This window comes from Salinibacterium sp. G-O1 (assembly GCF_030063305.1).
GTDB lineage: Bacteria > Actinomycetota > Actinomycetes > Actinomycetales > Microbacteriaceae > Rhodoglobus.
This window is the reverse complement of record NZ_JASISV010000001.1, coordinates 870,126-891,356: the sequence shown is the minus strand read 5'-3', so window position 1 is coordinate 891,356 and position 21,231 is coordinate 870,126. Positions and strand designations below refer to the sequence as shown.

The following is a 21,231-nucleotide window of genomic DNA, read 5'->3' as shown; positions in this document are numbered from 1 at the left end:
GCGCCCGCAGAGGAGACAACTTTGGCGCCTTAGGTTGCCGCTGGCCCCCGCTGACGAAGCCGTGTCGATGATTCGATGACGCGCTGGGTCGTGGCCAGAGCCCAGCCTGTCCACAACACGATGGCGGCGAGCTTCGACGCGTCCTCGTGCAGCAGCAAACTCCCGTTGGCCACGATGTCTGCAACCACGGCGTGCCCGAAGAAGGCAGCACAGAGCACGAGAACAGGCAGCAGCGGGTCGTGCAGCAGCTCCCGCCGAAACATGATCACCCAGGCAATTGCGAGCGAGAACCACAGCAAAAGGAGCCACTCCTCGCCGAATGTGATTGCTCCATCGTGGATCATGAAAAGGTCGTCGACGCCGAGCAGGAAGGACAACGACGCAACCGCACCTGTGAAGACGACGCTTCGCCAGTGTCGAGAGCCAGCGCCGACCTGGGCGGCAACGAGCAGCGCAGCCGCGCTGACAAACCATCCGACGATTCCGATATTGGAGATCCAGCCCGTGAAGAAGGGCAGGGGAAGTCCATCCCGAGCCACGGCCGCAACGTCGCGGATGGCGAGCTTGAGCACCGGAAATGCCTCGATCGCAGCGGTCAAACCAATCGCCACACCGCTGGATGCCGCAAAGGCAATCCAAAAGATGCCCCAATGTCGCGGGGCCCGGTACCACGGCGCGACAGTCTGATCCGCGGCGGGTCGCCGCCCAGCGCCGGTCAGCATGAGCGCACCATCCTCACTCTGGAATCCGGGAGGTCAGGCAGCATCGGTCTACTTCGTGGCACGCTAGTTATTGAAACGGAACTCGACGACGTCACCATCCTGCATGACATATTCCTTGCCCTCGATGCGCGCCTTGCCCTTGGCGCGGGCCTCGGCGATGGAGCCGGTCTCGACGAGGTCGGCGAAACCGATCACCTCAGCCTTGATGAAGCCCTTCTCGAAGTCGGTGTGGATGACGCCAGCGGCCTGCGGAGCCTTCCAGCCCTTGCCGATCGTCCAGGCGCGCGACTCTTTCGGGCCGGCCGTGAGGTAGGTCTGCAGACCGAGGGTGTCGAAGCCGATACGGGCGAGCTGGTCGAGCCCGCTCTCCTCCTGGCCGGTGCTCGCCAGGAGTTCCGCCGCGTCCTCCGGGTCGAGGTCGATGAGCTCAGACTCGAGCTTGGCATCGAGGAAGATGGCCTTGGCCGGAGCGACGAGGGCCGCGAGTGTGGCGAGAGCCGCGGCATCCTGAAGCACATCCTCGTCGACGTTGAAGACGTAGATGAACGGCTTCGTGGTCAGGAGGCCCAGCTCGCGGATCGGCTCGGTGTCGATGGTGGATGACGACAGCGGGTTGCCCTCGTTCAGGAACTTCTGTGCGGCCAGCGCGGTCTCGAGAACGATCGGCTCGGCTCGCTTGGTCTTGACCTCTTTCTCGTACCGCGCGACAGCCTTCTCGAGGGTCTGCAGGTCGGCGAGGATCAGCTCGGTGTTGATGGTCTCCATGTCGGAGGCGGCGTCCACCTTGCCATCGACATGGATGACGTCGGGGTCGGCGAAGCCGCGGATGACCTGCGCGATCGCGTCTGCCTCGCGGATGTTGGCGAGGAACTTGTTCCCGAGCCCCTCCCCCTCCGACGCACCCTTGACGATGCCGGCGATGTCGACGAACGAGACGGGGGCGGGCAGGATGCGCTCGCTGGAGAAGATGCCGGCCAGAACGTCCAGGCGCTTGTCTGGCAGGTTCACCACGCCGACGTTCGGCTCGATGGTGGCGAACGGGTAGTTCGCCGCCAGCACCTGGTTCTTGGTGAGAGCGTTGAAGAGCGTCGACTTGCCGACGTTCGGAAGACCGACGATTGCGATAGTGAGAGCCACGGGGGTCAATCGTACCGGGCTGCGGCGGGGGCCGCTCCCGTCGCGGGACCTGCTGCCGCGCCATCCATTCGCCGACCTTGCGCAAACAGTCGTTATGGCGCCGCCGGTAGCGGCAATCTGCGCAATCTCGGCGGCGTGAGCGGCGGCGTGGGGTGGCGTGGGCGGTGGGCGGTGGTCGCACGCGCTCCAGCGCGGGGGCAGTGACCTGGATGCCGCGGCGACGGGCCCACAGCGTGCTGATGCCGGCCGCCGCCAGGCACAGCGCCATCGGGATCAGCATGAACGGGCCGCCGGTACCGGCGCTGCGGTCGATGCCCTGGTCGAGCTGGCCGAGCAGCACCGCGGGCAGGAAGATGAGCACGTTGTTGGTCGCGTGAATCAGGATGGGCGCCTCCAGCCCGCCGGTGCCCCGCGCCGCCAGCGACATGGATGCCCCGAAGACGAAGTAGTACGCGATGAGCCACGGGTCGCCCGCCAGGTGGGCCAGCGCGAAGAGGGATGACGCGATGAGGGTCGAGACCACGAAGCCGGCGATCGGATTCTCGAACCACGACCCTGCCGCCCGCTGCACGAGACCGCGCGCGCCGAACTCCTCCCCGGCCGCCTGCAGCGGGGTGGTGAGGATCACGATGGCGAGCATCGCCAGCACGGTGCCGTCGACTCGCACCCCGTCGACAGGTTCGATGAGGAAGCTGCCGCCGATGTAGACGACCCACACGGGGACGATGATGAGGGCGAGCCTGCCCATCCATCGCCACCGGAAGCGGCCGGCGACCGAGGCGAGCGTGCCGACGCGTGCGCCAAAGAGCCACCGATGCAGCCCCATCGCCAACGGGATCACCAGTGCGAGCGAGATGTTGGTCGTGAGCAGGATTACCGGGGTAAATGGCACGGTTCCGGCGTCGAGCTGTTCAAGGGTGATGTTGCCCCGCGTGACCTCGATCACGATGCCGAGGCCGCCGACGACGACCTGCAGCAGCAGGAATCCGATGACCAGCAGCACGATCGCGACGACGCCGCGCCAGGCTCCCCGGATCCGGCTGAGCGCGCGATCGTAGGTGACGCGTTCGGCGGCGGGATCCAGTGGTTCGCTCATCACCTCACGCTACCGCGCAGCACGGCGTGGGATCGGCGCCGTGTCCGGGGCCCGTGCGACCATCGTCTCGTGCCCCTGGATTTCACTGCGATCGACTTCGAGACTGCCAACGGTTCGGCGGCGAGCGCCTGCTCGGTCGGCATGGCGAAGGTGCGCGACGGCCGCGTGGTCGACACCGCATACTGGCTGATCCGGCCACCGCTGGGGCACGACGAGTTTCTCGAATGGAATGTGCGCATCCACGGCATCATGGCGGTGGATGTCGCTGACGCCCCGCTCTGGAGCGAACAACTGTCCGACCTGCTCGAGTTCACCTCCGGCGACCACCTGGTCGCGCACAACGCAGGATTCGACACCGGGGTGATCGCGGCGGCCTGCGCCGCGTCGTTCCAGCCAGTCCCCGCCTTCGACTACCTCTGCAGCCTTCAGGTGGCGCGCAAGACGTACCACCTCGATTCGTACCGGCTGCCGGTCGCGGCGATGGCAGCCGGCTTCGAAGATTTCGAGCATCACAATGCGCTGGCGGATGCCCTGGCCTGCGCCGCGATCATCGTGCACGCCGCGGGGCGGCACGGAGCATCCACCATCGCCGAGTTGAGCGAGCTGAGCGGCTCGACGATCAAGACGCTCAGCCCGAAGCTCAGTTCTGCGGGAACCCGAGGTTGATGCCGCCGTGCGACGGGTCGAGCCACCGGCTGGTGATCGCCTTTTCGCGCGTGTAGAACTGCACGGCCTGCGCTCCGTAGGCTTTGGTGTCGCCGAACAGCGAGTCCTTCCAGCCGCCGAATGAGTAGTAGCCGACCGGCACGGGGATCGGCACGTTGATGCCGACCATGCCGACCTCGATCTCGCGCTGGAACCGGCGGGCAGCTCCGCCGTCGTTGGTGAAGATCGCCGTGCCGTTGCCGTACGGGCTCGCATTGATGATCGCCACACCCTCGTCGTAGGAGGCGACGCGCACGACTGACAGCACCGGTCCGAAGATCTCATGCTTGTAGACATCGGAGTCGGTCGAGACGCCGTCGATGAGGGTCGGTCCGAGCCAGAACCCGTCGGTCCCGCCGTCGGCCTTCACACCGCGACCGTCGACGACGACGGTTGCACCGTCAGCCGTCGCGATGTCGATGTATGAGGCGACCTTGTCGCGGTGCTCCTTGGTGATGAGCGGCCCCATGTCGCAGCCGCGGGTGCCGTCGCCGACCGTGAGGCCCGCGAGACGTGAGGTGATCTTCTCGATGAGCTCATCGGCGACGGGCTCAACGGCCACGACGACCGAGATCGCCATGCAGCGCTCGCCGGCCGAACCGAATCCGGCGTTGACGGCCGAGTCCGCGACAAGGTCGAGGTCGGCATCCGGCAGCACCAGCATGTGGTTCTTTGCTCCACCGAGGGCCTGCACGCGCTTGCCGTTCTTCGCGGCGTTCTCGTAGATGTACTTGGCGATGGGGGTCGAGCCGACGAACGAAACAGCCGAGATGTCTTTGTGCTCGAGCAGGGCATCCACTGATTCCTTGTCGCCGTGCACGACGTTGAGCACGCCGTCTGGCAGGCCGGCCTCCTGCAGCAGTTTGGCCATCCAGATCGCGGCGGACGGGTCTTTCTCCGAGGGCTTCAGGATGACGGTGTTGCCGGCGGCGATCGCCACGGGGAAGAACCACAGCGGCACCATGGCCGGGAAGTTGAATGGGCTGATGATGCCGACGACACCGAGCGGCTGCTTGACCGAGTACACGTCGACGCCGGTGGAGACGTTCTCGCTGTGCTCGCCCTTCATCAGGTGAGGGATGGATGTCGCCCACTCGACGACCTCCATTCCGCGCGCGACCTCGCCGAGAGCGTCGGAGGTGACCTTGCCGTGCTCGTTGGTCAGGATCGCGGCCAGCTCCGTCTTGCGCGCATTCAGCAGCTCGCGGAAGCTGAACATGATCGACTGGCGCTTGGCCAGCGAGGTTTCTGCCCAGGCGGGGAAGGCCGCCTTGGCCGATGCCACGGCGGTGTCGACGTCGGCAACTGTCGCGAGTCTGACCTCCCGCGAGACTGTGCCTTCTGCTGGGTTGTACACGGGCGAGGTTCGGGTCGAAGTGCCTGCGAAGGAGGCGCCGCTCACCCAGTGATCAAGAATGTCCATGCCCCCAGTGTGAACTGTCGGCCATCTGCATTCAAGGGCTATTAGTGCACACTGGATCTGCGTTATCGCACAGGCGGCAGAAGTTCCTTTGCGCGCGAACGCACCTCCTGCTTGAGGGCGTCGCGCACCAACCGCACCGCGTCGACCGACAGGCTGTCCCGGCGCACCGACAGCGAGAACTGCAGCCGGAAATCGACCTCCTTCGGCAGCACGCCGACCAGACGGTCATCCGGCTCGCCCATGAATGCGTGCAGCAGTCCGATGCCCGCGCCCTGCCGGGTCGCCTCCAGCTGCGCGAAGACGTTCGTGGAACCGAAGCCAACGCGCATGCCACTGAGAACTGGGGCCAGATCGAGGTCGCGCACGGTGAGCAGGGCATCCACATAGAAGATGAGTGGATGCCGCTCCAAGTCGGCCAGCGACTCGATGGGTGGGTGCGCAGCCAGGTACGACGGCGCCGCGTACAGCCGCAGCGCATACGGCGCGAGAGGCTCGGCGGTCAGCCTCGAGCTCGCCGCTGACCCGATGGTCACGGCGATGTCGTAGCCGGAACCGCGCAGGCTCAGCGGGCTGGTGGATGTGACGAGCTCGATGGCGATTCCGGGGTGCTGTGCCTGCACCCGCACGAGGCATGGCGTGACGAAGGTGGTCGCAAAGCCCTCGGGAGCCACGATCCGCACCGTGCCTCGCACGCCGTCGCTGCCGCCGGAGGCGGCGCCCAGCACCTGTTCGACGACGTGTTCGAGCGGTGCGGCCCTGGCCGCGACATCCCGCCCGATCGCCGTCAGTTCCCAGCCGTCGGCCCCACGGTCAAGAAGACGCACGCCGAGCGCGGACTCCAGCCTGTCGAGCCTGCGGCGCACCGTGGTGTGGTCGACCCCGAGCAGGGTGGCGGCCGACACCAGCCGGCCCGAGCGCGCCACGGCGAGAAGGTAGCGCAGGTCGTCGGTGCTCACATCCAGCGGGTCGGGCGCCTGGGAGCTCATGAACTCACCATAGTGTCGGCTGCGCCGGTGATTCGCAGCCAGCGATTGTCTGCGGCCAGTGCGACACTTCGTGCATGGAACCCACCATGACCCTCATCCTCGGCATCGCGATCGGCATCGCCATTGGTCTCGCGCTCGGCGTGACGATCGCACGCAGGCGAACGACGGCCCTCGACCCGGCCCTCGTTGAGGCCAGGCACGCGGCAGCGCTGAGCGCGCTGCAGGCCAGTGAGCGCGCAGTGCAGTCCTCCCTCATGGCCGACTTCGCCGCCATGCAGGCCAGGGCAGACGCCCTCGGCGAGCAGGTAGACGCCATGCGCGTGCAGCATCGCGATGTCATAGAGCGCCAGCGAGTGGATGCCCAGGCTCAGGTCGATCGCGACCAGCGCGAGTCGCGCGTGCTGCAGGCGCTCACCCCCGTGCAGGAGACCCTGCGCACCATGCAACTGAAGGTCAGCGAGCTGGAGACTCAGCGCAGCCAGCAGTACGGCGAGCTCGCGGAACAGCTCAAGCAGACGCAGGTCGCCGGTGAGCAGATTCGCGTGACGACCGAGTCGCTCGCCTCAGCGCTGCGCAGCAACTCCACCCGAGGCGTGTGGGGCGAGACCCAGTTGCGCAACGTGGTTCAGGCCGCCGGCCTCATCGAGCGCGTCGATTTCGACTTGCAACACAGCATCTCGAGCGATTCGGGCGCTGGTCGGCCCGACATGGTCGTGCATCTTCCCGGCGGCAAAAACATCGCCGTCGATGCCAAGGTGCCGTTCAACGCCTATCTCGAGGCGAGCCAGATTCCGGTCACGGCAAGTGGCGACGAGGGTGCGCGGCGCGACGCTCTCGTCAAACAGCACGTGAAGGCGTTGCGCAGCCACATCGACGCCCTCGCCAGCAAGGCCTATTGGGCGGGGCTCGATGCGTCTCCCGAGCTGGTTATCGCGTTCATCCCGAGCGAGTCGCTCGTGTCGTCCGCTCTCGAGGCCGACCCCGGCATCATGGACTACGCCTTCGGCAAGCGCGTGGCACTCGCCTCCCCCGTCACCCTGTGGTCGGTGCTGAAGACCATCGCCTTCTCCTGGCAGCAGGACGTGCTCACCGACCAGGCTAAGACCCTGTTCGACCTCAGCAAAGAGCTGTACCAGCGGCTGGCGACGCTGTCGGATCACGCCGACAAACTGCGCCGCTCCATCGACTCGACGGTCAACAGCTACAACCAGTTCGCGAACTCGCTCGAGTCGCGCGTGCTCGTCACCGCGCGAAAGCTCAACGCGCTCGACGAATCCAAGGTGATCGGCCCAGCCGCGACCCTCGAGCAGTCAGCGAGGCAGCTGACCGCGGTCGAGTTCGAGCACGCCGGCGTCAGCTGACCCGACGGGCTCCGCGGTGCGGGCCGCCCGGCGCTGACGCGACTCCGCGACCTAGTGGTCGAGCCACTTCTCGGCGAGGTGGTCGGCGTGCACCCGGCGGATCGTCCCCGAATGCGATCGCAGCACGATGCTTTCGGTGCGGATGATCGGACCGAGGCGCTTCACGCCGCCGACCAGGTTGCCGTCCGTCACGCCGGTGGCCACGAAGAAAGTGTTGTCACTGGTGACCAGTCCGTCGGCGTCGTAGACGTGGTCGAAGAGGAGTCCCGCATCCATTCCGCGCTGACGCTCGTCGTCGGTCTGGGGGTAGAGCATCGTCTGCATGTAACCGTCGACTGCTTTCACGGCACAGGCCGTCGCGACACCCTCCGGGCTGCCCCCGATCCCGACGCACATGTCGATGCGCGTGCCGTACAGGCAGGCGTTGATGCCGCCGGCGACATCGCCGTCCAGCATCAGTCGCGTGCCGGCGCCGGTAGCGCGAATGTCCTGGATCAGCTGCTCGTGGCGTGGTCGGTCGAGCACCGCGACGACGATTTCGTCGACCGGCTTGCCTTTCGCCTCGGCGAAAGCGCGGATGTTCTCACCGATCGGCCGACGAATGTCGATCACCCCGCGGCCCTCACCACCGGTGACGATCTTGTCCATATAGAAGACGGTGGATGCATCGAGCATGCTGCCGCGGTCGGACACCGCAATCATGGAGATTGCGTTCCGTCGCCCGGCGGCGGTCAGCGAGGTGCCGTCGATCGGGTCGACCGCAATGTCACACGCCGGGCCGCGCCCGGTGCCGACATGCTCGCCGTTGAACAGCATCGGGGCGTTGTCTTTCTCGCCCTCACCGATGACGACCAGCCCGTCGAAGTTGACCGTACCGAGAAATTTGCGCATCGCGTCAACGGCGGCGCCGTCTGCGCCGAGCTTGTCGCCCTTGCCGATGAAGGGCACAGCGCGGATGGCCGCAGCTTCGGTTGCGCGCACCAGCTCGAGAGCGAGGTTACGGTCTGGGTTCTCGAACAGCGTGCCGGTTTCTGTACTCACCTAAGGCATCCTTCGTAAATAGTCGACTGGGGACGCGCCGGTGGTGGTCGGCACGCCCCCAGCCTAGCTGGCCCGGAACCGCTAGATTCCGACCGCGCTCACAATGAACCACAGCACGCTCACCAGCAGGAATCCTGCGACGCCGAGCACGGTGGTCAGCACCGTCCAGCTGCGCAGTCCGTCTGCAACGCTCAGCCCGAGGTAGCGGGTGACGACCCAGAAACCAGAGTCGTTCACGTGCGAGAGCCCCAGGGCACCGAACGCGATCGCGAGAGTGATGAGAGCGATCTGCACCGTCGAGTAGTCGGTGCCCGCGACAGTTGCCGCCAGCAATCCACCGGTCGTGAGAATGGCCACCGTTGCCGAACCCTGCGACGCGCGCAGAGTCAAGGAGATGAGGAATCCAAGCAGCAGGATCGGCAGGCCGGTCGCGGTCATCGTCTCGGCCAGTGCCTTGCCGACGCCGCTCTCGGTGAGCACGCGCGCGAAGGCTCCACCGGCGCCCGTTACCAGGATCACGATTGCGGCCGGCGGGAGAGCCGCTTCCATCACTTCGCCGGTGTGGGCAAGCGACCATCCACGGCGAACCGTCAACAGGAAGAACGCGAGGGTGAGCGCGACCAGCAAGGCGAACACTGGCGCACCGATGAAGGCAAAGAACGGACGCAGTGCATCTCCGGCGGGAAGCACTGTGGCTGCCACGGTGCCCGTCATGATCAGCGCGAGCGGGACGATGATGAGGGTCATGATCGTGCCAGCAGTCGGCGGCGCTTCGGTCTTGGTCAGCGTTCCGGTGCCGCCTCCGCGGCCGCCACCGAATCCGTCGGTGTCGTTCGAACCAAATTCAGCGAACTGACGAGCCGTCGCCGGCAGCATCGTGAACTCTCGGCGGTTGATGATCTTCGCAACGAAGTGCGCGAGTACGCCAAGGGGAATCGCCACGGCGAGCCCCAGGATGGTCACCCATCCGAGATCGGCTCCGAGGAGCGCTGCGCCGCCGACGATTCCCGGGTGCGGGGGAACAGCAACGTGCACTGCGAGCATGATTCCGGCGACGGGCAGGCCGAACTTGACGGGGTTCACTCCGGCGGCCTTGCAGAAGCCGTAGATGATCGGGACGAGGATGATGAATCCGACATCGAAGAAGACCGGAATAGCAAGGACGAGCGCAGCAGCCGTCAGTGCCGCAGATACCCGCTTCGGGCCGAGAAGGCTCGTGAAGCGACCGGCGAGGCTGGATGCTCCACCCGAGACCTCGATGAGTCGACCCAGCATGGCCCCCAGGGCGACCAGCACTGCGACGGAGCCGAGCGTGCCGCCAAGGCCGGTCGTGATGGCCTGGATGACGCCAAGTCGTTCCGGGGTGTCATCCGTCGCGGCGATCGTCGTCAGCGGGATACCTGCGGCGAGGCCGACCAGGATGCTCACCAACAGCAGTGCCACGAAGGCCTGCACCTTGAATCGAATAATAAGCACCAGCAGCAGGGCTATACCCGCCGCCGCGATCGCGAGTAGTACCGGGGTTTCCATTGTGTTGTCTCCTTTGACGCTGAGTGATTGTAGGAACGGGATTTACGACTGGTGGGGTGCGAGCACGGTGATGATCGCCGAATCGTCGGCGGCGGCTTTGCCCTGCGCCGCGCCGAGCAGATAGAGCTGTTCGGCGGCCGAGGCCAGCGGTGTGGGAAGACCGGAGTTGCGCGCGGCGGAGGTGACGATGCCCATGTCCTTCACGAAGATGTCGAGGCGGCTGAGCACCTCGGCACCGCTCTCGGTGTAGGCCTCAAGCATGCGCGGCCCACGGTTGGCGAGCATGAAGGACCCTGCTGCGCCCGCCGACAGGGTGGCGAGGGTAGTTTCGACGTTCAGTCCCAGAGAGTCAGCCAAAGCGAGAGCTTCGGCTGCTGCTGCAATGTGGATGCCACACAGCAGTTGGTTGACGGTCTTGAAGGCCTGTCCGTCGCCGGCAACGTCACCGATGATTGTGAGGGTCGACGCGAGCAGCTGAAGTACGGGCTGCGCCTTCTCGCGCGCGGCAGGGCTGGCCCCCACCACGATGAGCAGGTCGCCCTCCCCCGCGCGAACTGGTCCGCCGCTGAGTGGTGCGTCGACGAGTTCGATGCCGAACGGCTCAAGCTGAGCGGCCACCGCCTTCACGTCGTTGATGCCGACGGTGCTCGTCATGATCACGACAGAGCCAGGTGTGAGCGCACCGGCAATTCCGGCGTCGCCGAACAGCACGTCACGCAGCTGCTCGCCGTTGCGCACGGCCAGCAGCACCGCGTCGACGCCCGACACTGCTGCTGCTGCGGAGTCGAAGGGGGCGATGCCGGCGTCTTCGGCCAGCGCGAGCCTGGCATCCGCGATATCGAATCCGTGGACCGTCAATTCGGTTGCGAGTCGTGTGGCCATGGGCAGGCCCATTGCTCCGAGTCCGAGAACAGCGACGATGTAGTTGGTCTTCGTTGACATGGGGTTCCTATCTCTATGCGGCGATGCTGGAAAGTGTGCCGACGACCTGCGTGAGCGAGTCGTCGTCGCCGACGTTGCCGGCAAAAACGATGTACGGGATGCCCGTTGCCGGGCCGTCTACTGGCTCCCACAGGGAAACAAGGCCGGGCAGCATCGGGCCACGGACTATGGCGTGACGGATGCCGAGCCCATGTGAAGCGACATCGCTCGAGGTGATTCCGCCCTTGGCGATGACGAAGCGTGGCGGACGAGCGGCGAGCACCCGCTGCACCAGTTCGACGACGGCAGCAGACACCCGGCGAGAGATGTCGAGGCTTTCCTCCGCGTCGTCCGTGCGTCGCAGCATCCTGCTGGTGTGAACGACCACGTCGCCCACAGCCAGGGCCGCAACTGCGGTTTCGACGAGCGCAGCCAGGTGTGACTCGGCCGTGGCCGCATCCAGCACCTGCTCGATGTCAATCTCGAGCACGCCCGCCAGAGGGCGAGCGGCCGTAAGGGAAGTTAGTTGGCGCGTGGTGAGACCGACGTGGGAACCGACGACAATGAGCCCGCCGATAGCGGGTGAGCCCTCGGGTCCGAACACGTCGGCGGCGTCGAGGGGAGATCGCTGCGCCTGGCCGATGCGTGCACGCACGAACGGGGGGCCTACTCGGTAGAGCAGGCTCTTGCCTGACTCTTCTGCGGCAGCGAGGCCAAGCGCCAGGGCGCGGAGATCGTTCTCGGTCACAATGTCGACGACCACAGGAGTCGATTCGCTGAGGTGGGCGAGCGCCGCGACAATGCCGTCGGTTCCACCCCGGACGATGTCGAGTGTCAGAGCGACGACGCCCTCGGCTGCCCAGCGGCCGCCCGATTTCTCTGCCACGTAGTCTCGCAGGTTGGAGCTGCGGTATCCGAAGGTCGCATCGCGAGCAAACTCGGTCTCTGCCACCGGCGTGAGGCCGTCGGGAGTGCGCATGTAGTGCACGGAATCGATCGTGATGCGTCCGGCATCGGGAAAAGCGGGAACGAGAATGACGGCATCCACATCCCCGCCGCCCGCACGGCTGACCGTCTCGGCGATGACGTCGGTCTCGAGTGGGAAGTGGCCTCGCAGCGTGGAGTCGCCTCGGCTCGCGAATGAGACGGTCACTCCGCTCGTGATGGATGCCGCAAGCGCGCCTACGACGATGTCGCGGTTGCGCTGAGCGGCAGCCGCCGGATCCAGGCTGCGTGTGTTGGTGAGTACGTATACCGCTGGCGCTTTCTGCGCGAAAGCCCATGCGAAGTCTGAGGCTTCCCACGATGTGAGTACCGGAAGGTCTGACACGGACTGGGTTCCGGTGGGGTCGTCATCGAGGACGACCAAAACTGTTGCCGCTCGGACTGCCTCACGAGCGACGCGCTGGGGATCGACAAAAACCTCTGCGGGGAACCGTGCCAACAGGGCGCTTTCCTCAATCACCATTTACTCCTTCGTAGACTGATGTCTGACATCTTACAGTCGGCGAAGGCAAAAAAGAAAGACCCCTCGGTCGACGCCCTCGCGAGGGTCGCTATGGGGCCTGAAGGACGTAGCGCCGAAGGTCGTTCGAGGTCTGTGTCATGTGGGAATCCATCGCCAACCGCGCCCTCTCGGGATCACCGCTGCGAATCGCCAGCAGCACAGACTCGTGCTCTGCGATCGCGTGCTGTTGGATTTCAGGAACCGCCGAGGTCTGCTGGCGCTTTTCCCGCATCACTCGGGCCAGCGGGTCGAAGAGCACCCCCACGAAAACATTCCCGGTTGCGCGCAGGATCACGTCGTGGAACGCGATGTCGCCGGCCACGAAAAGCTCGAGATCGTTTGACGCGTTCCCCCGCCGCATGTCGTCCAAATGCACATCGAGCAGCGCGAGATCCGCGTCGGTGCGCCGGGTGGCCGCCAGGGCGGCCGCGCCGGTCTCGATCATGCGCCGAACCTCGACCAGCTGCAGTGACGCTTCTCCCTGTGACGCGCCATGGGAAGCCATCCGCAGCACGGGAGCGAGATCCGTCCACTGAGAGATCGGGGTGACATAGGTGCCGCGGCCGGGAACTACCCGCACTACGTTCTGCGCCTGCAGAGTCTTGAGCGCCTCACGCACCGTCATGCGGCTCACGTCGTACGTCTGGCCGAGTTCGGCCTCCGTCGGCAATGCGGCGTCGACCGCGATCTCTCCGCTGACGATCTGGTCGAGTACGGCATCCGAAACAACACTCACAAGTGACTTGCGCGCCATCGGCTGTGCCCTTTCGTCACGAAATGATCGTCGTAAGTGTATCGGTGCCCACCGAATCGTCCCGCGACGGTGAGCAGGTCGCGCCTCTTCGAGGGGGTGGATAGAATCGACGCGAGCCGGACCAGAGCGGTAATCGGTACCGTACGAGGAGACAACAATGCCAGTCGCAACCCCAGACCAGTACGCCGAAATGCTCGACAAGGCGAAGACTCGCGGGTTTGCGTACCCAGCGATCAACGTCTCGTCGTCATCCACCATCAACTCCGTGCTGCAGGGCCTCAGCGAGGCCGGCTCCGACGGAATCATCCAGGTCACCACGGGTGGCGCAGACTACTTCGCCGGCCAGACGGTCAAGGCACGCGCGTCGGGAGCCCTCGCCTTCGCCGCCTTCGTCACCGAGGTCGCCAAGAACTACCCGGTTACCGTGGCACTGCACACCGACCACTGCCCGAAAGACGCCCTCGATGGTTTCGTCATGCCGCTGATCGCGGCATCCGAGGCTGAGGTCAAGGCCGGCCGCAACCCGATCTTCCAGTCCCACATGTGGGACGGCTCGGCTGTTCCTCTCGCCGAGAACCTGGAGATCGCCAAGACCCTCCTCCCCCGCATGAAGGCAATCAACGCCATCCTCGAGGTCGAGATCGGCGTGGTCGGCGGCGAGGAAGACGGCGTCAGCCACGACATCAACGACAGCCTGTACACGACGCTGGATGACGTCATCGCCACGGTCGACGCTCTCGGCCTCGGCGAGCAGGGCCGCTACATCGCCGCCCTCACCTTCGGAAACGTCCACGGTGTCTACAAGCCCGGAAACGTGAAACTGCGCCCCGAACTGCTCGGCGAAATCCAGGCCGGCATCGCCGCCAAGTACGGCACCGGCTCCAACCCGCTCGACCTCGTGTTCCACGGCGGCTCGGGTTCGACCGATGAGGAAATCGCCACGGCTGTGGCCAACGGCGTCATCAAGATGAACATCGACACCGACACCCAGTACGCGTTCAGCCGCTCGATCGCCGACACCGTCATGAAGAACTACGACGGATTCTTCAAGATCGATGGCGAGGTCGGCAACAAGAAGGTTTACGACCCCCGCGCCTGGGGCAAGACCGCAGAATCGGCGATGGCGTTGCGCGTCATCGAGGCGACCAAGCAGCTCGGCTCGGCCGGCCACTCAGGCAACTAGCGGTTGCGCGATCGTCCCGGCCTGCCGGGGCGATCGCGTCATCCTGCCGATAAAGCTAGGGAGCCGTCGACTGCTGCGCCACGTATTCGGCGAGAGCCGGATCTGACACGACAACCACGAGCAAACACACGGTTACCACGATGATGGCCAGCACGCCAGCCGCGAGCGGAATCCAGAACGCGATCTTGTTCTGACCGAGACGCCACAGCCCCAAACCGATGGCAGCGACCAGCAACACAACCCTGACCACATTGATGGCAACGCCCATGTCGTTGGCGAGCGCATCGTTTGTGAATGTTCCCAGGCCCTGCTGCGCATACACCTCACGCAGGGTCGCGGCAAGATTGCCGAACCTCGAGAACGAGCCAACAACATCAAGGACGCCGGCGATCATCAGCGCCGTGGTGAGCGCAACATCCCAGGTTCGACGTTTGGGCAGCGAGTCCGACGTGCTCGGGGCAGCCTTTGCGCTCGTCTGAGCCACGATCGGATCGGGTGCTGCGGCAGGCGGCACACTGCCGATCGGCGCATACTCGCCGTATTTCGGCCTCGGTCGATCATCAGTCATCAGAAGCTCCGCTGCTCAGCCCGGCCGAGCCTTTCTGCCAGTCGAGCTGACGGATGCGACCACCCAGGGCGCGCTCATCCGGGTTTCCTGCGGCATCCTTGCGAAGCTCTTTCGGCAGCGAGAACATCAGGTCTTCTTCGGCCGTGACGACCTGGCTCACATCCGCATAGCCAGCGTCTGCCAGATCGGCGAGAACCTCCTGGACGAGCACCTCCGGCACGGATGCCCCGCTCGTCACTCCCACCGTTGACACGCCGTCGAGCCACTCCTGCTTGATCTCGCTGGCGTAGTCGACGCGATACGCCGCCGCGGCGCCATACTCGAGCGCCACATCCACGAGCCGGACGGTGTTGGAGCTGTTCGCGCTCCCCACCACGATCACGAGGTCGGCATCCTGTGCGACCTTCTTGATCGCAACCTGGCGGTTTTGGGTGGCGTAACAGATGTCGTCGCTCGGCGGATCCTGCAGATTGGGGAAGCGCTCGCGCAGCAGGCGCACAGTCTCCATGGTCTCGTCGACGCTGAGGGTGGTCTGCGACAGCCAGACGAGGTGATCGGGGTTTTTCACCACGATGTTGGGAACGTCGGCCGGGCTGTTGACCAGGGTGGTGCGCTCGGGCGCGTGGCCCATGGTGCCTTCGACTTCCTCGTGCCCGGTGTGGCCGATCAGGAGGATCTCGTAGTCATCCCTGGCGAACCGTGCGGCTTCCCGGTGCACCTTGGTGACGAGGGGGCAGGTTGCATCGATGGCGTTCAGCTCACGGTCTGCTGCACCCTGGACGACGGCGGGCGAGACTCCGTGGGCGCTGAACACGACGTGGGCACCGATTGGCACCTCGGCCACCTCGTCGACGAAAATGGCACCCTTTTGCTCCAGCGTCGACACGACGTGGATGTTGTGGACGATCTGTTTGCGCACGTACACGGGAGCGCCGTAATTCTCGAGCGCCTTCTCGACCGCGACTACGGCCCGGTCGACTCCTGCGCAGTAACCGCGCGGCGCGGCCAGCAACACCCTCTTGCCGCCCGCGACGGGCCTGTCCTTGAGACGGTTTCGCAGGGCGGGAACACGCGGCATCTCGAGATCCGAGACATTGCCGTTCGAGATGGTGGTCACACAGGCGATTCTACCGGGGACAGGCTGGGAGCGTTCTGGCGTCCGGGGCTCCGGCTACCCTTGGCAGCATGTCGATCGAGCTCCCCCCGCCCACAGCCGATGCGCCATGGGGAGTCGCCGTCTTCGCTGGCAAGATCCGCGGCTGGATCGAACGACTCGGCACCGCGTGGGTCGAGGGCGAAATCACCCAGTGGGGTGTCTCCGGCGGCAACGTGTACGGAAAACTCAAGGACGTCGACGAAGACGCGACAATCTCGTTTACCATCTGGTCGTCGGTCAAGGCGAAACTTCCCGCCGACCTGAAGCAGGGCGATCGCGTCGTCGCCCTCGTCAAACCGAACTACTGGGTTAAGGGCGGAACCCTCTCGATGCAGGTCTTCGAGATGAAGCATGTGGGTCTCGGCGACCTGCTCGAGCGCCTCGAACGACTGCGCCAGAAGCTTCTCGCCGAGGGTCTGTTCAACCGTCGTCGGCCACTCCCCTTCCTCCCCGGCTGCATCGGGCTCGTCACCGGCAAAGACAGCGACGCCGAAAAGGATGTGCTGCGCAACGCGCAACTGCGCTGGCCTGCCGTGAGGTTCAGGGTTGTGCACGCGGCGGTGCAGGGCGACAGGGCCGTGGGCGAGGTCATCTCGGCCATGCGCACGCTTGACGCCGACCCTGACGTCGACGTCATCATCGTGGCGCGCGGCGGCGGTGACTTCCAGAACCTGCTGGTCTTCAGCGACGAGACACTGCTGCGGGCAGCCGCATCGCTGTCGACTCCGTTGGTCAGCGCGATCGGGCATGAGGCAGACCGACCGATGCTCGACGATGTAGCCGACCTGCGGGCATCCACCCCCACCGACGCCGCAAAGCGAGTTGTACCGGACGTCAGCGACGAACTTGCGAGAGTTCAGCAGGCCAGAAGCGGGATGAGGCTCAGGATCACGCAGCGCATCTCGACCGAGGTCGACCGGCTGGGCACGCTCCGGTCACGACCTGTTCTTGCCACTCCCGCGTCGATGATCGATTCACGCTCTGAAGAACTGACCCGGTATGTCGCCCGCAGCCACGAGCTCATCGAGCGTCGACTCGAACGTGCGCATACCGGCGTCGCCGAGCTGACGGGCCAGCTGCGTGCACTGTCTCCGCAGCGCACCCTCGAACGCGGCTACGCAATCGCTCAGCGCCCCGATGGCACGGCGGTTCGCGACGCTGCAGACGCGCCGGTCGGCACGCAGCTGGTGCTGACTGTGGCGGTCGGCAAGCTGGCCGCGACGGTCATCGATTCGGGCGGCGGCCAGCCCTCTGCACAGAAACCGGTCGACGCAGCCGGTGACTCCGGTCGCGGATAGACTGAAATTGTGGCTGCCGAACCGAAAAACGACATAAGCGAGTTCAGCTATGAACAGGCTCGCGATGAGCTGATCCGCGTAGTCGGCGAACTCGAGCAGGGATCATCCAGCCTCGAACAGTCGCTGGCACTCTGGGAGCGCGGCGAGGCTCTTGCCACCCGCTGCGAGGAATGGCTTATCGGTGCGCGAGCCCGGCTGGATGCCGCCCGCGGCTCAAGCGCCACCACCGACCAGGCCTGACGATCACCGTGGCTTCCAAGAAACCCGCAATCGTCGCTGAGCTCGGCCGGCCAGAGACAGCCGAAGAAACGGCACAACGCAAGGCCGAGAACTCCCGCAAGCATCGCGCGAACCAGACGGCGTTGAATCTGATCGGCGCCACAGTCGCGTCGCTCGCCATCGTTGCTTTTCTCATCATCGTGGTCGTGCGCCCCACTCCCGCGCCCGCGGAATCCATCGACTACGAGACGATCGCCAGCCAGGCCCAGGTCAACTCGCCGGAGCCGCTGCTCGCGCCAGCTCTGCCCGACACGTGGACGGCCAACGATGCCCGCTTCGAAACGACGGAGCAGGTTCCCACCTGGTACATCGGGTTCATCACCCCCGACACGCAATTCATTGCGCTGAACCAGGGAATCGACGCCAACCCGACCTGGCAGGCGGCAATTCTCAACAACGCCAGGGAGACCGGATCCGTCACGATAGACGGCGTTACGTGGTCGGAATTCGACCAGCGGGATTCCCGCTCGCCCGGCAACTTCGCGTACTCGCTCGTCACCATCACGGGAGGCAGCACGATCGTGCTGCACGGCACCGCCGATGACGCGGAATTCGTAGCTCTCGCCACTACGATCGCTGCTGAGGTGAATGCACAATGACCGACAACGCATCAGCAACCGCAACCGCACCAAGGCGTAGCCCGGCCAAGGTCTGGGCAGAGATGCTGCGCGGAAACGAGCGATTCGTGCGAGGTGAGCCGCGGCATCCACGCCAGGACGTCGAGCGACGCGAAGCCCTCGTCGAGCAGCAGACTCCGCACGCGGCGCTCTTCGGATGCAGCGACTCGCGACTGGCCGCCGAGATCATCTTCGACAAAGGCATCGGCGATCTTTTCGTCGTGCGAAACGCGGGCCAGGTCATCTCCAGCTCCGTAATTGGATCTCTGGAATACGCGGTGAGCGTCCTGGACGTGCCACTGATCCTCGTGCTCGGCCACGACAGCTGTGGCGCTGTGCGCGCCGCCATCGACTCGCAGGGAGCCGACGCACCGGTGCTCCCGCCGCACATCACGAACCTGATCTCGAAGATCATTCCCGCGGTGCGACGGGTGGGCGGCAGCGCAGACCCACTCGACGTCAGCAATATAGATGCACAGGATGTCGGTCGCGAGCACCTTCGAGATACCATCGCCGAACTGCTCGAGAGCTCAGAACTCATCAGCGACGCTGTTGCCGCCGGTACGCTGGCTGTGGTGGGCGCGAACTATCGCCTGCTCGAAGGCCAGGCCGTTCCCGATGTCATCGTCGGCACGGTCTGACCAGCAACAACATCCCCAACGCCCCAGAGAAGGACGACACAGCGCCGTGAACAGCTCCATAACCCCAGACGGACAGTTCAGGATCGAACACGACACCATGGGCGAGGTGCTGGTGCCCGTCGCAGCGATCTACGGCCCCCAGACCCAGCGGGCTGTCGAGAACTTCCCCATCTCGGGAGCAGGACTTGAGCCAGCTCACATTGTCGCTCTCGCCAGGATCAAGCGGGCTGCCGCGATCGTCAACGGCGAGCTGGGCATCCTCGACTCCGGCGTTTCGGCCGCGATCGTCTCGGCCGCAGACACCCTCATCGCCGGATCGCACCACGACCAGTTCCCCGTAGACATCTACCAGACCGGCAGTGGCACATCGTCGAACATGAACATGAACGAGGTGCTCGCAAACCTCGCGACCGAGTCTCTCGGGTCTGCCGTGCACCCCAACGACCACGTCAACATGTCCCAGTCGTCAAACGACGTGTTCCCCACCTCGGTGCACCTCGCGGTGACCGGAGCCCTGCTGCACGACCTCATCCCCGCTCTTGAGCACCTCGCCGCGTCCCTCGAGGTCAAGGCGGTGCTCTGGAAAGACGCCGTCAAGGCCGGGCGGACCCACCTGATGGATGCCACCCCGGTCACCCTCGGCCAGGAGTTCGCAGGATACGCCCGCCAGATACGTCTCGGCATTGAGCGCGTCAACTCGACGATCGTGCGCGTCGCCGAGGTTCCCCTCGGCGGCACGGCCACGGGTACCGGCATCAACACTCCCGCCGGATTCCCGCAGCGCGTCATCGCTGTGCTCGCCGAAGACTCGGGCCTGCCCGTCACCGAAGCACTGGACCACTTCGAGGCTCAGGGTGCTCGTGACGGCCTCGTCGAGGCATCGGGAGCTCTCCGGGTGCTTGCGGTCTCGCTCACCAAGATCTGCAACGACCTGCGCTGGATGGGATCAGGGCCAAACACCGGTCTCGGTGAGCTCAACATCCCCGACCTGCAGCCCGGCTCATCCATCATGCCCGGCAAGGTCAATCCGGTGATCCCTGAGGCCGTGTTGATGGTCTGCGCGCGCGTGATCGGCAACGACGCGACGATCGCCTGGGGCGGCGCATCCGGTTCCTTCGAGCTGAACGTGGCCATCCCGGTGATGGGAACCGCGCTGCTCGAGTCGATTCGCCTGCTGGCGAACTCATCAGTGGCCCTCGCCGACAAGACGATCGACGGGCTCGAAGCGAACCTGGAGCGCGCGCGGGCGTTGGCCGAATCGTCGCCATCGATCGTGACCCCGCTCAACAAGATCATCGGCTACGAGGCCGCGGCGAAGATCGCCAAGCACTCCGTCGCCAAGAGCCTCACCGTGCGCGAGGCCGTCATCGACCTCGGCTTCGTCGAGCGCGGAGAGGTCACTTTGGAGCAGCTGGATGTGGCCCTCGACGTCATGTCGATGACCCACCCCGGCTAGACCGCGCGCAGCACCGGCGCGCCAATGGTCAGCGCCGGAGTAGCTATTCGATGATCCCGACCTCAGGTACCGGGTCGCCCGCCAGGTTCTGCACCACCCGGTCGCCGACCGGGCCCGCGAGTTCGATCGGGATGAGCACGGAGCTGGTCACGGCGCCTTCTGTCGCGCATCCCGCAACATGGTCCGGAGGGTTGCCCGAGAGCGAATCGGGGCGGCCGTAGTAGACGGCGATCTTGATGTCCGTCTCGCTCTCGATCACGACGAGTTCCCTGGGGATGCACAACAGCGGTCCCCTGACGTTGACGACCAGGCTGGCGGATCCCGTGGCCGACACGTCCGAGCGCGCGGTCGAACCGATGTAGCCGGGCACACGGGTATCGCCCAGCATCGAAAATTTGGGCAGCAGACGCAGATAGGCCGGCCGAGCGTCGTCAAGGTTCTGGAAGCCCAGCGGGGCCTCCTCCACGAGTCCCTCTGGCGGCGTGGTGAGCGGATCGACGACCCGGTCGACGAGGTGCGGCGTGGGAGAACCCCACATTTGCTCCAGGGCGGTGGGGGGCAGCCCGGGGCGCGGCTGTCGTGCAAGATTTGCGGAATAGGCCGAACCAGCCACGATGAGCAGCGCCAGCACTCCCAGGCCGGACAGCAGCCTGCGCCACCCGTAGGCGGCGCCTCCGGGCTCATTGGCGCCCGGATTCGACACCAGCCAGGCCGAGAGGGTTCGCCACTGAGACCGCGGTGCGAAAAGTCCCCACAGGAACACAATCCCCAAAGTCACCGCAAGGGCCCCGAATACCCAGCTCACGAATTAGACCCTATGCGGTCTTCTTCGAAACCGGTAATGCGACCC

21 protein-coding genes and 1 pseudogene are annotated in these 21,231 nt (G+C 65.4%); 9 read left to right on the top strand and 13 right to left on the bottom strand.

The features are described 5' to 3' along the window. Positions 1-29: 29 nt before the first annotated feature. Both QMG83_RS04380 and ychF read right to left on the bottom strand, forming a co-directional pair. A complete protein-coding gene (locus QMG83_RS04380) occupies positions 30-722 on the bottom strand; it encodes a DUF8692 domain-containing protein (RefSeq protein WP_283504116.1) in 693 nt (230 codons plus the stop codon). A 63-nt stretch (positions 723-785) separates the two neighbouring features. Continuing rightward, a complete protein-coding gene (ychF, locus tag QMG83_RS04375) occupies positions 786-1,859 on the bottom strand; it encodes a redox-regulated ATPase YchF (RefSeq protein ID WP_283504115.1) in 1,074 nt (357 codons plus the stop codon). Between the two features lie 157 nt (positions 1,860-2,016). On the opposite strand from ychF, the gene QMG83_RS04370 reads away from it, so the two are divergent. Beyond that, positions 2,017-2,361, top strand: coding sequence for a hypothetical protein (locus QMG83_RS04370; protein WP_283504114.1), 345 nt, complete (start codon positions 2,017-2,019; stop codon positions 2,359-2,361). Here the strand turns inward: QMG83_RS04370 and QMG83_RS15445 are convergent. Then, a pseudogene (locus QMG83_RS15445) lies at positions 2,275-2,499 on the bottom strand (CPBP family intramembrane glutamic endopeptidase); the annotation flags it as partial. The gene QMG83_RS04370 and the pseudogene QMG83_RS15445 sit on opposite strands and share 87 nt — an antisense overlap. 525 nt (positions 2,500-3,024) lie before the next feature. Between QMG83_RS15445 and QMG83_RS04360 the strand changes: the two are divergent. After that, positions 3,025-3,621, top strand: coding sequence for an exonuclease domain-containing protein (locus QMG83_RS04360; RefSeq protein WP_283504529.1), 597 nt, complete (start codon positions 3,025-3,027; stop codon positions 3,619-3,621). Here QMG83_RS04360 and QMG83_RS04355 read toward each other — a convergent pair. Together QMG83_RS04355 and QMG83_RS04350 are read right to left on the bottom strand one after the other, a co-directional pair. Beyond that, entirely contained in the window at positions 3,596-5,083 is a 1,488-nt protein-coding gene (locus tag QMG83_RS04355; RefSeq protein ID WP_283504112.1) for a CoA-acylating methylmalonate-semialdehyde dehydrogenase, read from the bottom strand. The two genes, QMG83_RS04360 and QMG83_RS04355, sit on opposite strands and share 26 nt — an antisense overlap. A 62-nt stretch (positions 5,084-5,145) precedes the next feature. Beyond that, a complete protein-coding gene (locus QMG83_RS04350) occupies positions 5,146-6,069 on the bottom strand; it encodes a LysR family transcriptional regulator (protein WP_283504111.1) in 924 nt (307 codons plus the stop codon). A gap of 74 nt (positions 6,070-6,143) precedes the next feature. On the opposite strand from QMG83_RS04350, the gene QMG83_RS04345 reads away from it, so the two are divergent. Beyond that, a complete protein-coding gene (locus tag QMG83_RS04345) occupies positions 6,144-7,430 on the top strand; it encodes a DNA recombination protein RmuC (protein ID WP_283504110.1) in 1,287 nt (428 codons plus the stop codon). A 51-nt stretch (positions 7,431-7,481) separates the two neighbouring features. Here QMG83_RS04345 and glpX read toward each other — a convergent pair whose 3' ends face one another. From glpX to QMG83_RS04320, 5 genes are all read right to left on the bottom strand, one after another. Next, positions 7,482-8,471, bottom strand: coding sequence for a class II fructose-bisphosphatase (glpX, locus tag QMG83_RS04340; RefSeq protein WP_283504109.1), 990 nt, complete (start codon positions 8,469-8,471; stop codon positions 7,482-7,484). A gap of 81 nt (positions 8,472-8,552) precedes the next feature. Beyond that, complete coding sequence (locus tag QMG83_RS04335; RefSeq protein ID WP_283504108.1) at positions 8,553-10,001, bottom strand: GntP family transporter; 1,449 nt, start codon at positions 9,999-10,001, stop codon at positions 8,553-8,555. A 42-nt stretch (positions 10,002-10,043) separates the two neighbouring features. After that, positions 10,044-10,943: an NAD(P)-dependent oxidoreductase gene (locus QMG83_RS04330; protein WP_283504107.1), complete on the bottom strand. Its 900-nt coding sequence runs from the start codon at positions 10,941-10,943 to the stop codon at positions 10,044-10,046. Between the two features lie 13 nt (positions 10,944-10,956). Then, the gene (locus tag QMG83_RS04325; protein ID WP_502948994.1) at positions 10,957-12,390 is read right to left on the bottom strand and encodes a four-carbon acid sugar kinase family protein; all 1,434 of its coding nucleotides are present in this window, start codon (positions 12,388-12,390) and stop codon (positions 10,957-10,959) included. Positions 12,391-12,478: 88 nt separating this feature from the next. Further along, on the bottom strand, positions 12,479-13,183 hold the full coding sequence (locus QMG83_RS04320; protein WP_283504106.1) for a FadR/GntR family transcriptional regulator: 705 nt from the start codon (positions 13,181-13,183) through the stop codon (positions 12,479-12,481). A gap of 157 nt (positions 13,184-13,340) precedes the next feature. Between QMG83_RS04320 and fbaA the strand changes: the two genes are divergently transcribed. Further along, the gene (gene fbaA, locus QMG83_RS04315; protein ID WP_283504105.1) at positions 13,341-14,366 is read left to right on the top strand and encodes a class II fructose-bisphosphate aldolase; all 1,026 of its coding nucleotides are present in this window, start codon (positions 13,341-13,343) and stop codon (positions 14,364-14,366) included. A 55-nt stretch (positions 14,367-14,421) separates the two neighbouring features. On the opposite strand, the gene QMG83_RS04310 is transcribed toward fbaA, so the two are convergent. Further along, the gene (locus QMG83_RS04310; protein ID WP_283504104.1) at positions 14,422-14,934 is read right to left on the bottom strand and encodes a DUF6264 family protein; all 513 of its coding nucleotides are present in this window, start codon (positions 14,932-14,934) and stop codon (positions 14,422-14,424) included. After that, positions 14,927-16,012: a 4-hydroxy-3-methylbut-2-enyl diphosphate reductase gene (locus QMG83_RS04305; protein WP_283504527.1), complete on the bottom strand. Its 1,086-nt coding sequence runs from the start codon at positions 16,010-16,012 to the stop codon at positions 14,927-14,929. The genes QMG83_RS04310 and QMG83_RS04305 overlap by 8 nt, the downstream gene beginning before the upstream one ends. A gap of 107 nt (positions 16,013-16,119) precedes the next feature. Between QMG83_RS04305 and xseA the strand changes: the two genes are divergently transcribed. From xseA to QMG83_RS04280, 5 genes are read left to right on the top strand one after another with little or no spacing between them, the layout of a single operon-like run. Continuing rightward, entirely contained in the window at positions 16,120-17,388 is a 1,269-nt protein-coding gene (xseA, locus tag QMG83_RS04300) for an exodeoxyribonuclease VII large subunit (RefSeq protein WP_283504103.1), read from the top strand. A 9-nt stretch (positions 17,389-17,397) separates the two neighbouring features. Next, positions 17,398-17,628 (top strand): exodeoxyribonuclease VII small subunit, encoded by a 231-nt coding sequence (locus QMG83_RS04295; protein WP_283504102.1) that lies wholly within the window; start codon positions 17,398-17,400, stop codon positions 17,626-17,628. Between the two features lie 8 nt (positions 17,629-17,636). After that, a complete protein-coding gene (locus QMG83_RS04290) occupies positions 17,637-18,266 on the top strand; it encodes a DUF4245 domain-containing protein (RefSeq protein ID WP_283504101.1) in 630 nt (209 codons plus the stop codon). Then, positions 18,263-18,925, top strand: a complete 663-nt coding sequence (locus QMG83_RS04285; RefSeq protein WP_283504100.1) for a carbonic anhydrase — start codon at positions 18,263-18,265, stop codon at positions 18,923-18,925. Before QMG83_RS04290 ends, QMG83_RS04285 begins: the two co-directional genes overlap by 4 nt. Positions 18,926-18,971: 46 nt before the next feature. Continuing rightward, positions 18,972-20,381, top strand: a complete 1,410-nt coding sequence (locus tag QMG83_RS04280) for a class II fumarate hydratase (RefSeq protein ID WP_502948993.1) — start codon at positions 18,972-18,974, stop codon at positions 20,379-20,381. Positions 20,382-20,424: 43 nt separating this feature from the next. Here the strand turns inward: QMG83_RS04280 and QMG83_RS04275 are convergent, their stop codons facing one another. Further along, positions 20,425-21,186, bottom strand: a complete 762-nt coding sequence (locus QMG83_RS04275; protein WP_283504099.1) for a DUF6199 family natural product biosynthesis protein — start codon at positions 21,184-21,186, stop codon at positions 20,425-20,427. Positions 21,187-21,231: the final 45 nt, after the last annotated feature.